The 13223-nt window shown below is 69.9% G+C and carries 12 protein-coding genes; 5 read left to right on the top strand and 7 right to left on the bottom strand.

Annotation, left to right across the window (positions count from 1 at the left end; translation table 11 throughout):
* Positions 1-17: 17 nt before the first annotated feature.
* Positions 18-479: a DUF4430 domain-containing protein gene (locus tag ACIPWA_RS10405; protein ID WP_400289977.1), complete on the top strand. Its 462-nt coding sequence runs from the start codon at positions 18-20 to the stop codon at positions 477-479.
* Entirely contained in the window at positions 458-1033 is a 576-nt protein-coding gene (locus ACIPWA_RS10400; RefSeq protein ID WP_400289975.1) for a DUF6580 family putative transport protein, read from the top strand. The genes ACIPWA_RS10405 and ACIPWA_RS10400 overlap by 22 nt, the downstream gene beginning before the upstream one ends.
* Before the next feature lie 110 nt (positions 1034-1143).
* Here the strand turns inward: ACIPWA_RS10400 and ACIPWA_RS10395 are convergent, their stop codons facing one another.
* From ACIPWA_RS10395 to metH, 5 genes are all read right to left on the bottom strand, one after another.
* Positions 1144-1584 carry a VOC family protein gene (locus tag ACIPWA_RS10395; protein WP_400289973.1) on the bottom strand — a complete coding sequence of 147 codons (441 nt, stop codon included), beginning with the start codon at positions 1582-1584 and terminating at the stop codon, positions 1144-1146.
* 13 nt (positions 1585-1597) lie between these two features.
* Complete coding sequence (locus tag ACIPWA_RS10390) at positions 1598-2251, bottom strand: dihydrofolate reductase family protein (RefSeq protein ID WP_400289972.1); 654 nt, start codon at positions 2249-2251, stop codon at positions 1598-1600.
* A gap of 214 nt (positions 2252-2465) precedes the next feature.
* Entirely contained in the window at positions 2466-3041 is a 576-nt protein-coding gene (locus ACIPWA_RS10385; protein WP_400289971.1) for a TetR/AcrR family transcriptional regulator, read from the bottom strand.
* Between the two features lie 21 nt (positions 3042-3062).
* On the bottom strand, positions 3063-4700 hold the full coding sequence (locus ACIPWA_RS10380; RefSeq protein WP_400289969.1) for an FAD-binding protein: 1638 nt from the start codon (positions 4698-4700) through the stop codon (positions 3063-3065).
* An 86-nt stretch (positions 4701-4786) separates the two neighbouring features.
* Entirely contained in the window at positions 4787-8365 is a 3579-nt protein-coding gene (metH, locus tag ACIPWA_RS10375) for a methionine synthase (RefSeq protein WP_400289968.1), read from the bottom strand.
* 91 nt (positions 8366-8456) lie between these two features.
* Between metH and ACIPWA_RS10370 the strand changes: the two genes are divergently transcribed.
* The 3 genes from ACIPWA_RS10370 to ACIPWA_RS10360 all read left to right on the top strand — a co-directional run bounded on the left by ACIPWA_RS10370 (position 8457) and on the right by ACIPWA_RS10360 (position 11436).
* On the top strand, positions 8457-9617 hold the full coding sequence (locus ACIPWA_RS10370; RefSeq protein WP_400289966.1) for a GNAT family N-acetyltransferase: 1161 nt from the start codon (positions 8457-8459) through the stop codon (positions 9615-9617).
* An 89-nt stretch (positions 9618-9706) separates the two neighbouring features.
* Positions 9707-10495: a lysoplasmalogenase gene (locus ACIPWA_RS10365; RefSeq protein WP_231907672.1), complete on the top strand. Its 789-nt coding sequence runs from the start codon at positions 9707-9709 to the stop codon at positions 10493-10495.
* A 48-nt stretch (positions 10496-10543) separates the two neighbouring features.
* A protein-coding gene (locus ACIPWA_RS10360) for an IS5 family transposase (RefSeq protein ID WP_400290732.1) occupies positions 10544-11436 on the top strand; the annotation gives its coding sequence in 2 pieces (ribosomal slippage) (positions 10544-10927 and positions 10930-11436; 891 coding nt in all).
* Between the two features lie 333 nt (positions 11437-11769).
* Here the strand turns inward: ACIPWA_RS10360 and ACIPWA_RS10355 are convergent.
* Both ACIPWA_RS10355 and ACIPWA_RS10350 read right to left on the bottom strand, forming a co-directional pair.
* A complete protein-coding gene (locus ACIPWA_RS10355; RefSeq protein WP_056652183.1) occupies positions 11770-12258 on the bottom strand; it encodes a hypothetical protein in 489 nt (162 codons plus the stop codon).
* A 405-nt stretch (positions 12259-12663) separates the two neighbouring features.
* Entirely contained in the window at positions 12664-13047 is a 384-nt protein-coding gene (locus tag ACIPWA_RS10350) for a hypothetical protein (RefSeq protein ID WP_400290759.1), read from the bottom strand.
* Positions 13048-13223 lie beyond the last annotated feature (176 nt).

Below are 13223 nucleotides of genomic sequence, written 5' to 3'. Positions count from 1 at the left end.
TTCGTAGACTGCCAGGTGTGAACCCCCAGACTCTTCGTGCCACCCCGGCACGCTCGCTGACCGCCCTGACGTCCCTCCTGCTCGCGGTCGGCCTCCTGGCCGGATGCGCCCAGGGCGAGGACACGCCCGCGGCCGACACCACGGCCTCCTCGACGGTCGCCGCGGACGACGACGCGTCCGACTCGGCGGATGACGCGACGAGCAGCGACGCTGACGACTCGGCGGACGACGTCGAGCTCACCTACGAGGGCGTCGCCGGGAAGACCGCGCTCGAGCTCCTCATCGTGGCCGACCCCACCGCCGTGGTCCAGGGCGAGGGCGAGAACGCGTTCGTCACGGGGATCGACGGGCGCGAGGCGCAGGACTCCGCCAAGGAGTTCTGGGCCCTGTACGTGAACGGTGAGATGGCCCAGGTCGGCGCCGGGTCGCTCGTGACGGAGACGGGAGACGAGATCACGTGGAAGCTCGAGACCTACTGACCCGCTGGTGGCGCCCCGCGATCGCGGTGGCGTTCGTCGCGCTCGCGATCGTGTTCCGGCTCGTGCGCGAGGAGATCGGCGCCCCGCCGAACCTCGAGCTCGTGACCTCGGCGGCGTTCGTCGCCGCGGTCCTCGTCCGGCACCGCCTGGCGTTCCTGGCGCCGCTGGTCGTCGCGGTGGTCTCGGACCTCGCGCTGGGCAACACGTCGATCGCGCTGTTCACCTGGAGCGCGTGGCTCGTCGTGGGCCTCGCAGCTCTCCTGACGCGCAGCACGTCGGGGTGGGGGCGCGTGGGCGCAGCCGCCGGGCTGGGCGTCGGCGGGTCGCTGTGGTTCTTCTTCTGGACCAACTTCGGCGTCTGGTTCCAGGGTCGCGGGGTCTGGTACCCCGCGGGGCTCGACGGGCTCGTGGCGAGCTACGTCGCCGGGCTGCCGTTCCTGCGGACCATGCTGGTCGGGAACCTCGTGCTCCTGCCGGTCGTGGCCGCGGGCACGCTGCTCGTGGAGCGGCTCGAGCGGTCGCGGGGACTCGTGGCGGTGCCGCAGCCGGCGTGAGGTCGCTTCGTCTTTCGCTGAGGTAGAACGTCCCGCGCGAGAGAGAACCCGGTGGGTACTACCTCACGCAGGACGTTCTACCTCAGCGGCTTCTGGGGCCTGGACCCTGCTCACCCGAGCTCCTCGGCCAGGGCCACGATGATCCCCTCCGGCCCGCGGAGGTAGCAGAGCCGATAGGCGTCCTCGTACCGGACGATCTCGCCCACGAGCGTGGCACCGAGCGCGCCGAGCCGTTCGACCGTGTCGTCGATGTCGTCGACAGCGAACATCACGCGGTGTAGGCCCAGGGTGCTCGACGGCGCGGTGCCCAGGCCGATGTCGACCGCGTCGGGCGAGTGGTACGTGGACAGCTCGAGCCGACCGGAGCCGCCCGGCACCCGCATCATCGCGATCTCGGACCGCATCCCGTCGAGCCCGACGACGCTCCCGGCCCAGGCCCCCTCGATGGGCGCCCTGCCCTCGAGCTCCATCCCGAGCTCGACGAAGAACGCGACCGCCGCGTCGAGGTCGGCGACGACGATGCCGATGTTGTCCAGCCGCTGGATCGCCATGGGTGCTCCTGCCTCAGTCGGTCTGGTCTGCAGCACTGACGCCGCGGTCGGCAGCGGCCATGTCGCCCGTCGCGGGGGTGCCGTCGGCAAGACCGTAGCGCAGGAGCACGGTGCCCGCTGGGCTCGCCGCCGGCGGTTCGAGCAGGGTCAGGTTGGTGGGGACGGCACCGCCGTCGAACACCGACTTCCCGACGCCGAGGACGATCGGGTGGACCCACAGGTCGAGGCGGTCGAACAGCTTCTCGCGCAGCAGCGTCTGCACCAGGCCCAGGCTGCCGACGACCTTGACGTGCTCGTGCCGGTCGCGGACCTCGCGCACCGCGGCGGCGAGGTCGGGGCCGAGCTGCGCAGACCCGGCCCAGGAGAGGTCGGGCTTGCCGCGTGAGGCGACGTACTTGGGGATGCGGTTGAAGAGCGCGGCGAAGTCGTCGTCCGGACTGCCCTCCTGGTGGGGCCAGAAGGCGGCGAAGATGTCGTAGGTGCGGCGCCCGAGCAGGAGGGCGTCGGTGCCCTCGTAGGCGGCCGCGACCTGCTCACCGGCGACGTCGTCCAGCAGGGGAGCCTGCCAGCCGCCGAACGGGAACCCGATCGGGTCCTCGTCGGGCCCGCCGGGCGCCTGCCCGACGAGGTCCAGGGTTGTGAACAGCTCGATCTCGATCGATCCCATGATGTGCTCCGGTGGGTCGGTGGCAGGGTCATGGGGGTAGACCGGGTGGCGGGGGAGAAGTCATCGGGCGCGCCGTGTTGTTCGACGCTCTGGTCGACTCTCCGCGACGACGTCCTGCCGATGGTTCGACGTGGCTGGTCCATCGCAGCGCTCACAGGCGACGTCGTCCCGCGGCCCGTCACGGCCGACGAGCGCTCGCGGGACGTCGCCAGGGTCAATGTTCGCTCAGATCCACCCCGAGCAGACGCCAGGCACGTAGCGCGAGCCGTAGGCGCGTGGTCGCGGGCGCGTCTGAAGAGACGGCAGCGGAGACCATCGTCACCGAGAGCATCAGGTCCGAAGCGGTGCGATCTCCCGGGACTGTGCCGTCCGCATGGCCGTACCGGACCCGCGCGTCGATGACTGCCTCGACGCGGGTTGCCAGCGAGGCGACGCGCCGGTCAGTGTTGGCGGCGCGGACGAGGTCGACGAACGCGGTCGAATCGACGATCTGCTGCGTGACCGTCGTGAGCAGGTCCCGAAGCGTCGAGCGCGGATCGGCGGCGAGCAGTTCGAGCTCCGCCACGTTGTCCTCGAAGACTGCTACAGCGAGAGCGACCCGGTCGGGAAAGTGCCGGTAGAGGCTGCCTTGCCCGACGCCGGCTCGCCTGGCGATCGCTGCGAGCGGGGCTTCGATCCCGCTTTCGGCGAAGACGGCTCGAGCCGCCGCGAGAAGTGCGGTGCGATTGCGCGCCGCCGCAGCCGGGCCGAGGTTGGCGGCTCGGCCCGGCGGCGTGTCGGTCGTGGGCATGCCAAGGAGCCTAGACCCGTGTCATCCTCGTGCGCGGGCCATGTGGCGGGCGGCACGCATGCCGAACACGGCAGCCGGGCCGATCGTCGACCCTGGACCCGGATAGGTGTGTCCCATGACGGAGGCGGAGTTGTTGCCGGCGGAGTACAGCCCCTCGATCACGGTGCCGTCCTCACGCAGGGCGCGGGAGTTGGTGTCGGTCACCACTCCGCCCTTGGTGCCGAGGTCGCCGATAACGATCTTGTAGGCGACGAAGGGCCCCTTCTCGATCGTTCCCAGGCAAGGGTTCGGGCGCACGGTCGGATCACCGTAGTAGCGGTCGTACGCCGAGTCGCCTTTGCCGAAGTCCTGATCGCGGCCGGTGCGAGCGAACCCGTTGAGACGCTCCACCGTGGACCGGAAGGTTGCCTTGTCAAGATCGAGCCTCTCGGCGAGCTCCTCGAGAGTGTCCGCCTTCACCTCGATTCCCTCGGCCCTCATCGCCTTGCTGAGCCTCGGATCCAGTGCGAACGAGCGCAGGTAACGGTGGCGGTGGCGGGCGTCGAGGATGAACCAGTAGTCACCGTCCTTGTCGTGCTCGAGCATGTGATGGCCGAGGTCGACATAGGACTCGGCCTCGTTGGCGAACCGGGCGCCTCGGGCGTCGACGATGAGCGAGAAGGGGAGGGAGCGCTCGCCGACCAGGAAGGACGGGCCGAATCCTTCCGGGCCTGCGATCGACGCCCCCCACCAGGCGTCTTCCATGAGCTCGACGGCGGCGCCGGCCTGTTGTGCCAGGTCGATCGGGACGCCGAGAGCACCTGGGCTGCCAGACGGTGTGCCCTCGACACCCTGGAGCTCCAGGCGCTTGGCCCTGTTCTGGTCGAAGCCACCTGCTGCGAGCATGACCCCGCGCTTCGCGCCGACCGTCACCGGATTGCCGTCCTTGCGAACCTGCACTCCGACGACCCGGTCGCCCTCGAGGAGCAGCTCCTCCAGCGGCGACTGCAGCCACAGGGGTGCCTTGCCTTCGACGAACACGGCGTGCCCGAGCCGGGCGGCGAGGCCCGCGCCGATGCCGGTGAGCTTTTTGCCAGTGATGACGCCGCCCAGCACACGGAAGACGACTCGAGCGCCGCGCCCGAATCCGTCGAGGGTCGACCAGGCGCGCACGATCTGCCACACGTCGTCTGTCATCATCGGCAACGGCATGAGGATGCGCAGCGACTTCGCCAGGTCGCCGATCTGGCGTACGTCGAACGGCTTGGGCTCGATCGCTCGGCCGATCTTGCCGCCAGGCAGCTCTGGATAGTAGTCCGGGTAGTCGGTCGCACGGGCGAAGACGATGCCGTGCTTCTCTGCCGTGAGGACGAAGTCGTCGACGCCGTCGACATACGCCTCCTTGCGCTCGTGCGTCGAGGCGCGACCGACGACGCCGATCGTTGCCTCCATGTACTCGAGCGCCTCCGTGCGCGAGTCGCCGGCACCGGCGCGCTGCATGAGCGGGTTGTTCGGCAGCCACATGCCGCCGCCCGACATCGCGGTGTTGCCGCCCCACCGGTCGGTGCTCTCCAGCAGCAGGACGCTGAGCCCTTCATCGATGGCGCCCAGCGCGGTCGCGAGTCCCGCACCTCCCGTGCCGACGACGACGACGTCGTAGGTGTGATCGAAACTGCGCACCGTTAGCCTCCTCAACCGGACAACTCTGTCCGGTTCAGTCTGGCACAGCTCCCCGCCCAGCACCATGCTCGTGACTCACGTGGGGATCACACGCTGAAGTACTTCGCCTCTGCGTGGTGGAACACGAACGCGTCCGTCGACTGCTCCGGGTGCAGCTGCAGCTCGTCCGAGAGCACCACACCGGCCCGCTCGGGCCGCAGCAGCTCGACGACCTTGCGGCGGTCCTCCATGTCGGGGCACGCCGGGTACCCCAACGAGAACCTCGCCCCGCGGTACTTCAGGTCGAACATCCCTTGGACGTCGTCGGGCTCCTCGCTCGCGAACCCCAGCTCGGAGCGCACGCGCGAGTGCCACATCTCGGCGAGCGCCTCGGTGAGCTGCACGGACAGGCCGTGCAGCTCCATGTACTCGCGGTACTTGTTGGCCGAGAAAAGCTTGGCCGTGTGCACGTCGACGGTGTCGCCCATGGTCACGAGCTGGACGGGCAGGACGTCGTAGCGCCCGGTCTCCTCGACCCACGAGCGCGGCTTGACGAAGTCCGCGAGGCACAGGTGACGGTCGCGCCGTTGCCGGGGGAACGTGAAGCGCAACCGCTCGGTCCCCACCGGACCGCCCGAGCCGCCGTCGGGCCCGTCGTGGTGCCCGACGACCACGTCGTTGCCCTCGGACCAGACCGGGAAGTACCCGTAGATCACCGACGGGTCGACGATCCCGTCGGTCCGGACCTGCTCGAGCCACGCGTTGAGGCGCGGGCGCCCCTCGGTCTCGACGAGCTCCTCGTACGACGCCCCGGCCGCGCCTTCCGCACCGGACGAGCGCCCCGGCTTGAGCCCCCACTGCCCCATGAACGTCGCGCGCTCGTCGAGGAACGCCGCGTAGTCGGCGAGCTGGATGCCCTTGACGATGCGCGTCCCCCAGAAGGGCGGGGTGGGGACCAGGTTGTCGGCCGCGACGTCGGAGCGGGCGGGCAGGTCCTCCTCGGGCGTCTGCGTCACGGTCACGGTCGCGTGCCGGCGCTTCTTGAGGGGAGGGAGCCCGACGGCGTCGCGCGCCTCTCCCCGCGCCACACGGACGAGCGGCTCCATGAGTCGCAGGCCCTCGAACGCGTCACGCGCGTAGCGGACCTCACCCTGGTAGACGTCGGCGAGGTCGTCCTCGACGTACGTGCGCGTCAGGGCCGCGCCGCCCAGCAGGACGGGCCAGCGCTGCGCGTACCCGCGGGCGTTGAGCTCCTCGAGGTTCTCCTTCATGACGACGGTCGACTTCACGAGCAGCCCGCTCATGCCGATCACGTCGGCGTCGTGGGCCTCGGCGGCCTCGATCATCGCGGCGATGGGCTGCTTGATGCCGATGTTGACCACGGTGTAGCCGTTGTTGGTCAGGATGATGTCGACCAGGTTCTTGCCGATGTCGTGCACGTCGCCGCGCACGGTGCCGATCACGATGGTGCCCTTGGACCGGCCGCTCGCGTCCTCGGACTTCTCCATGTGCGGCTCGAGGTAGGCCACGGCGGTCTTCATGGCCTCGGCCGACTGCAGCACGAACGGGAGCTGCATCTCGCCCTTGCCGAACAGCTCGCCCACGACCTTCATACCCTCGAGCAGGTGGTCGTTGACGATGTCGAGGGCCTTCCAGCCCACGTCGAGCGCGGCCTGGAGGTCGGCGTCGAGCCCCTTGAGCTCGCCGTCGACGATGCGTCGCTCGAGGCGCTCGCCGAGCGGCAGCGCGGCCATCTCGGCGGCGCGGGCGTCCTTGAGCGACGCCGAGTCGACGCCCGCGAACAGGTCGAGCAGCCGGGCCAGGGGGTCGACCGTCATGTTCCCCTCGGCGTCGAACTCGCGGCGGTCCCACACGAGGTCGAGCGCGGCCTGGCGCTGCTCGTCGGGGATCTTCGCGAGCGGCAGGATCTTGGCCGCGTGCACGATCGCGGAGTCGAGCCCGGCCTCGACGGCCTCGTGCAGGAACACCGAGTTGAGGACGACGCGCGCGGCGGGGTTGAGCCCGAACGACACGTTGGAGACGCCGAGCGTGGTGTGCACGCCCGGGTAGGCGGCCTTGAGCGCGCGGATGGCCTCGATGGTCTCGATCGCGTCGCGTCGCGTCTCCTCCTGCCCGGTCGCGATGGGGAAGGTCAGGGTGTCGACGACGATGTCCTCGATGCGCATGCCCCAGGTGCCCACGAGGTCGTCGATCAGGCGGCTCGCGATGGCCACCTTCGCGTCGGCCGTGCGGGCCTGGCCGTCCTCGTCGATCGTCAGGGCGATGACCGCGGCGCCGTGCTCCTTGACCAGCGGCATGATCCGCGCGTAGCGCGAGGTGGGGCCGTCGCCGTCCTCGAAGTTCACCGAGTTCACGACCGCGCGCCCGCCGATGAGCTCGAGACCCGCCTGGATCACGGGCGGCTCGGTCGAGTCGATCACGAGCGGCAGCGTCGAGGCGCTCGCGAGCCGCGAGACGACCGCGCGGGCGTCCGCGACGCCGTCGCGCCCCACGTAGTCGATGCACACGTCCAGCAGGTGCGCACCGTCGCGCGTCTGGGCGCGCGCGATCGCGACGCACTCGTCCCAGTTCTCGGCGAGCATGGCCTCGCGGAACGCCTTGGACCCGTTGGCGTTGGTCCGCTCGCCGATCGCGAGGAACGAGGCGTCCTGGTCGAAGTCGACGTGCGAGTACAGGCTCGCGACGCCGACCTCGCGCGCGGGGCTGCGCGGGGTCACGGGCCGGGCGCGGACGGCCTCGACGACCTGACGCAGGTGCTCGGGCGTGGTGCCGCAGCACCCGCCCACGAGGCCCAGGCCGAACTCGGTGACGAACTGGGCGTGCGCCGCGGCGAGCTCGCTCGGCGTGAGCGGGTAGGAGGCGCCGTTCTTGCCCAGCACGGGCAGGCCCGCGTTGGGCATGCACGTCACGGGGATCTCGGCGTGCTTGGACAGGTGGCGCAGGTGCTCGCTCATCTCGGCGGGCCCCGTGGCGCAGTTCAGGCCGATCGCGTCCACGCCGAGCGACTGGAGCGTGGTCAGCGCTGCGCCGATCTCCGACCCCATGAGCATGGTGCCCGTGGTCTCGACCGTGACCTGCACGATGACCGGCACCGAGCGCCCCTCCGCGGCCATCGCGGCGCGCGAGCCGTTGACCGCGGCCTTGGCCTGGAGCAGGTCCTGGCTGGTCTCGACGAGGATCGCGTCCACCCCGCCCTCGAGGAGGCCGGCCGCCTGCTCGGCGAACGTGTCGCGCAGGTTCGCGTACGTCGTGTGGCCCAGGCTCGGCAGCTTGGTCCCGGGGCCCATCGAGCCCAGCACCCAGCGGGGCTGCTCGGGGGTCGAGAACGCGTCCGCGCGCTCGCGTGCGATGCGTGCCCCGGCCGCGGCGAGCTCGCGGATGCGGTCCTCGATGTCGTAGTCCGACAGGTTGGACCAGTTGGCGCCGAACGTGTTGGTCTCGACGCAGTCGACGCCGACCTCGAGGTAGGCGTCGTGGACGGCGGCGATGATGTCGGGTCGCGAGACGTTGAGGATCTCGTTGCAGCCCTCGAGCTGCTGGTAGTCCTCGAGGCTCGGGTCCTGCTCCTGGATCATGGTCCCCATGGCGCCGTCGGCGACGACCACGCGGGTGCGCAGGGCCTCGGCGAAGGCGGCGGATCGGGCGTTGGCGACGTCGTGGGGCATGAGGCGAACTGTAACGCCGGGCCGCACGCCGTCACCCGGGTGTCCGGAAAACAGGATGCTGCGCGCGACGCTGCGACCTAGCGTGGTGCGCATGAGCACCGAACCGTCCGCCCCGCCGGCCCTCGCCCCGATCGCCGAGCGCGTGGCCGCGCCCGCCCACCTGCCGCTCCCCGAGGTCGACGGCCTGGTCTGGCGCTCCCTGACGCTCGCGGACGCACCGGCTCTCTTCGCGCTGACGGCGGCCGTCGAGGAGCACGACCGGCATCCGTTCCGCACCTCGCTCGAGGAGACCGAGGAGATGTTCGAGGGGGAGTGGCGCGACCTCGCCCGCGACACCCTGGTGGGCCTGGACGCCGACGGCGAGCCGCGGGCCTACGCGTCGGTCGACACCCGCCCCGGCGACGCGAGCGTCGTCCGCGCGTTCGTCCAGGGCGCGGTCCACCCGCGGTGGCGGGGACGCGGCGTCGGGCGTCAGGTCCTTGCCTGGTCGACGGGTCGTGCGCGTCAGCTCCTCGCGGCCTCGGGCAAGGAGCTGCCCGCGCGCATCGCGGGCTACGTCCAGGACGGCGATGCGCCCGAGTGCCGCCTGTTCGAGGCCGCGGGCTACACGGCCAACCGCTACTACTCGACCCTGCGTCGCGACCTGTCGCTGCCCGTCCCCGAGGTCGCGCTGGGCGACGGCCTGCGCGTCGTCCCGTGGTCTCCCGAGCTCGACGAGGCCACGCGCCTGGCCCACAACGACGCGTTCCGCGACCACTGGGGCAGCGAGCCCGCGACGCCCGAGTCCTGGGTGCACGGGCGCAGCATGTTCGCGCCCGAGTGGAGCGTGCTCGTCGTCGACGACGCCGCGCCCGCGGCAGGCGCAGCCGAGGACGCCGGGTCGGCGAGCGAGGCGCCCGACGGCGCGGCTCCCGCCGCGAGCACGGCGCCCGACGGCGTCGCTCCCCGCGCGAGCACCGGCGGCGGTCCCGTCGTGGCCGGGTACCTCCTGTCGGGGCGGTACGAGCAGGACTGGCCCGTCGCGGGGTACTCGAGCGGGTACACCGAGACCCTCGGGGTGCGCCGGGAGTACCGCGGGCGCAGGATCGCGCTCGCGCTCCTCAGCGCGGGCATGACCGCCTACCAGGCCGGCGGGGTCGAGTACGCCGAGCTCGACGTCGACACCGAGAATCCGTCCGGGGCCCACGGGCTCTACGCGAGCCTCGGTTACGAGAAGAAGGACGGCTCCCGGATGTACTCGATCGAGCTCTGAGGCCCTACCGTGTCCCCAGGTCAGCGCGGCAACGGTGCCGCGCGCCAGGGCGCCCGTGACCCGGGTCGCCCTTCCTGGAAAGGAACGACGTGGTCTCCTCGACTCCTCGTGTCTCGCACGCACCCACCTCGCACCGAGCGGTCTCGATCGTGACCGTGCTGCGGCGCCGCCCCGTGGCGGCGCTCGCGGCCGGTGCCTTCCTGCTGCTCTCCGCGGTGCACCTGGTCGCCCACCTGGCCGGACAGGAGCAGGTCGCCAACGTGACCCAGTGGTTCGTCATGCCGCTCCTGGCGCTCGTCGTCTGGACCGCCACGGGGGCGCCTCGGGGCACGGCCGCCGCACCGGCCGCAGGGCCGCGCGGGCGGTCCCGCCTCGTGCGGTGGACGCTCGTCGCGCTCGGGTTCTCGTGGCTCGGTGACTCCGCGCCCGACCTGTCGAGCGGCGACGCCTCGTTCCTGACCATGGTCGGGTTCTTCCTGCTCGCGCAGGTCGCGTACGTCGCGGCCTTCTGGCCGTCGCGCGGTTCGAGCGTGCTGCGTCGCCCGGTCCTGCTCGTCCCCTACGCGCTCGCCCTCGTCGCGCTCGTGGTCCTGTGCGCCCCGCACGCGGGCGCGCTGCTGGTCCCGGTCATGGTCTACGGCCTCTGCCTGGCGCTCATGGCGGTGCTGTCGACCGGGGTGAACCGGGTCGCGGGCATCGGCGGGGCGATCTTCCTGGTCTCCGACGCGCTCATCGCCCTGGGGGCGTTCGTCCCGGGCTTCGAGGTGCCGGGGCCGCTGTCCTCGGGGTTCTGGGTCATGGTCACCTACCTCGCGGGCCAGGCGCTGCTGGCGGTCGGGATCCTGCGCCGCGACGCGGCCGAGGCAGGGGAGTCCTAGGGCCTGTCCTGTGAATGTTCTCGGCATGTGTCCGGCAATGTCTGGGTTGTGGGTGTTGGGCGTGGTGAGCTGACGGATGCGGCATGGGCGCGGATCGAGCCGTTGTTGCCGGTCGCAACGGGTCGTGGTGGGCGCTGGCGTGATCATCGGCAGGTGATCAACGCGATCTTGTGGCGGTTGCGCACTGGGGCGCCATGGCGGGACGTACCGGCCAAGTACGGGCCGTGGAAGACGGCCCACGAACGGTTGCGGCTGTGGACCGCGGACGGCACGTGGGAGACAATCTTGGACCATGTGCGGGTCAAGGACGACTCGATCGGGAAGATCGAGTGGACCTTCTCGATCGACTCGACGAACGTCCGGGTTCACCAGCATGGCGCCGGTGCCCGGAAAAAAGGGGCTGCAAGACCGACTGGGTCGAAGACCTCGCGGTCACTGATGAGGCGCTCGGCAGGTCGCGGGGAGGCCTGACCTCCAAGATCCACCTCGCGGTCGACGGTCGCGGGCTACCGATGAGCGTGATCCTCACACCCGGGCAGGCCGGGGACAACCCCCAGCTGCTGCCCCTGCTGGACCAGGTCCACGTCAAGCGCGAGGGGCCCGGGCGACCCCGCAAGCGACCCGACCGGGTCCTGGCCGACAAGGCCTACTCCAGCCCGGCGACCCGCCGGGCGCTGCGCGCACGCGGCATCGCGTTCACCAGCCCCGAGAAGAAGGACCACGCTGCCAACCGCCAACGCAAGGGCTCAGCCGGAGGCCGCCCTCCCGCCTTCGCCCCCCAGACCTACGCCAGCCGCAACGTCGTCGAACGCTGCTTCAACCGCCTCAAACAATTCCGCGCACTGGCCACCCGCTACACCAAACGCGCCGCCTACTACCGCGCCGAACTCACCATCGCCGCCATCATCCTCTGGCTCCGCGAACCACAGGCCTCGCCCTAGGAGGGTTCCACTGGTTCGATACCGGCGCTTCGCTCAGTCGAATAGGGGGGCCATAATCGCGACAAGCCACCACCCGACTAGCACGACGAGCGGCCCACAGGCAATGGTAAGTACAAACACTCGTCGAGCTCCTCGCGATGTAAAGCCGACCACCCCCGCGAGTAGTACAAATGATCCGATCGCCAAGCTCGCGACGATCCAGTTGTACACGAAGAGGATCAGACAAGCGATGGCGAGGACTAGAGAAATCGCCACGGCCGCGAGAACGCGGCCGTCGTCCGATTCATTCGTCGGCGAGACGGAATCTGGTGATTTCGAGGGGGGCAGCATGACTCAGTTGAAGAGGACGTAGTTGGTGTGGAGCAGGTTGTTGCACGCGCCGCTCTTGGATTGAGTTCGCGACCAGGTATTGCCGCCGCCCGGGTAGCCCACGACCATCGTCTTCGTGTGATTGGTGTAGGTCGTCCCACCGCCAGGGCACGGGAAGGCGGTGTTGGCGAATGAAGCAACAGTATTGGCCGATGCCTGCGGGGTACATCCCCAAGGACTGCTGGTGTTGTACCCCGTCCGGTACCAACCGGTTCCGGCGTACGCGTACGTGCTGTGCTGAGGGTTGGTTGAGGTGATACACGTCCCGGTCGTGGTCCACTGGAGACCCGCGAAGGTTTGTGACACGACGATGAACAGTGGGTCGCGGTACTGGTTCGTCAGCGACTGGTAGAACGTTCCAGCGGCCCGGGCCACCTTGGCCTGTTGCAACGCGTCGAGGCTCTCTCTCGTATCAAAGAACGTGGCGATGGTCTTGGCAGGGACATCGGACACGGGGTACGTGGCTACCAAGTACTCGGATTCGCAGGTCGCCGGATCAAGCGACAGTTGAACACCGATCGTGACCGTCCCGGAGCTCGTGCGCTCTGAGCCGCCCGATGACGACTCGACGCACTCTCCTGACGCATTCCGGTAACCGGAGTCCGTGACGCTTGTGGCCTCGGGTAGAGCTGAGCGGTCAAACGACGGATTAGCGATCGTGCGGTCATCATCTATCGGGCCTTGTGCCCCCGCAGGAAGCCCTCCTCCCACGAGCAGGGCAAATCCCCCAAGTGCTGACCACGCGCTCCGAGCCAACATCTCGACGCCCCCTCATTGCGGCACAACTGGTGGTGATCTGGTACCGCGGACACTAGCAGTCGCCCAAGATCACGCAAGCGGGATCGGTGATATACAGGCTCATCGCAGTTGAGGGTGTAGCGCTGGGGGGCTGAGTAGGTCGGGGACGGGTCGAGGTCCCTCGATGATGGAAGTTCTCACACTGCCCATCTGGAAGACCTCGACGTGCCTGAACTTCTCTTCGATGTTCCTGATCTGACGACCTTCGCGCGGCTGGACGAGCTCGGCCTCGTCGTGGTCGGGCAGCGCCCGTTGATCACCTGACGGATGATCACGCCAGCGCCCGCCACGGCCCGTCGCGACCGGCAACAACGACTCGATCCGCGCCCACGCCACATCCGTCAACTCACCACGACCCACAACCACAACCACAACCACAACCACAACCACAACCACAACCACAACCACAACCACAACCACAACCACAACCACAACCACAACCACAACCAGGACATTACCGGACACACACCAACAACATTCACAGGACACGACCTAGGCGGCCTGGCCGTGCCGGCCGCGTGAGACGGCCGAGGGGCCGACCGGAGACACCGGTCGACCCCTCGGCCGTGCGCCCCCGGGGGGGGGCGGGGGGGGGGGGTGGGCACCCCCCCCCCGCCCCC

The sequence above is a fragment of the Oerskovia enterophila genome, from assembly GCF_044748475.1.
In the GTDB taxonomy this organism is placed as follows: Bacteria; Actinomycetota; Actinomycetes; order Actinomycetales; family Cellulomonadaceae; genus Oerskovia; species Oerskovia enterophila.
This window is presented reverse-complemented; position numbering and strand designations above follow the sequence as displayed.

What these genes read in the sequence shown, in the direction of transcription:
- ACIPWA_RS10395 (WP_400289973.1), bottom strand. Translation starts at nt 1,584, where the DNA reads ATGGCGATCCAGCGGCTGGACAACATCGGCATCGTCGTCGCCGACCTC.
- ACIPWA_RS10390 (WP_400289972.1), bottom strand. Translation starts at nt 2,251, where the DNA reads ATGGGATCGATCGAGATCGAGCTGTTCACAACCCTGGACCTCGTCGGG.
- ACIPWA_RS10385 (WP_400289971.1), bottom strand. Translation starts at nt 3,041, where the DNA reads ATGCCCACGACCGACACGCCGCCGGGCCGAGCCGCCAACCTCGGCCCG.
- metH (WP_400289968.1), bottom strand. Translation starts at nt 8,365, where the DNA reads ATGCCCCACGACGTCGCCAACGCCCGATCCGCCGCCTTCGCCGAGGCC.
- ACIPWA_RS10370 (WP_400289966.1), top strand. Translation starts at nt 8,457, where the DNA reads ATGAGCACCGAACCGTCCGCCCCGCCGGCCCTCGCCCCGATCGCCGAG.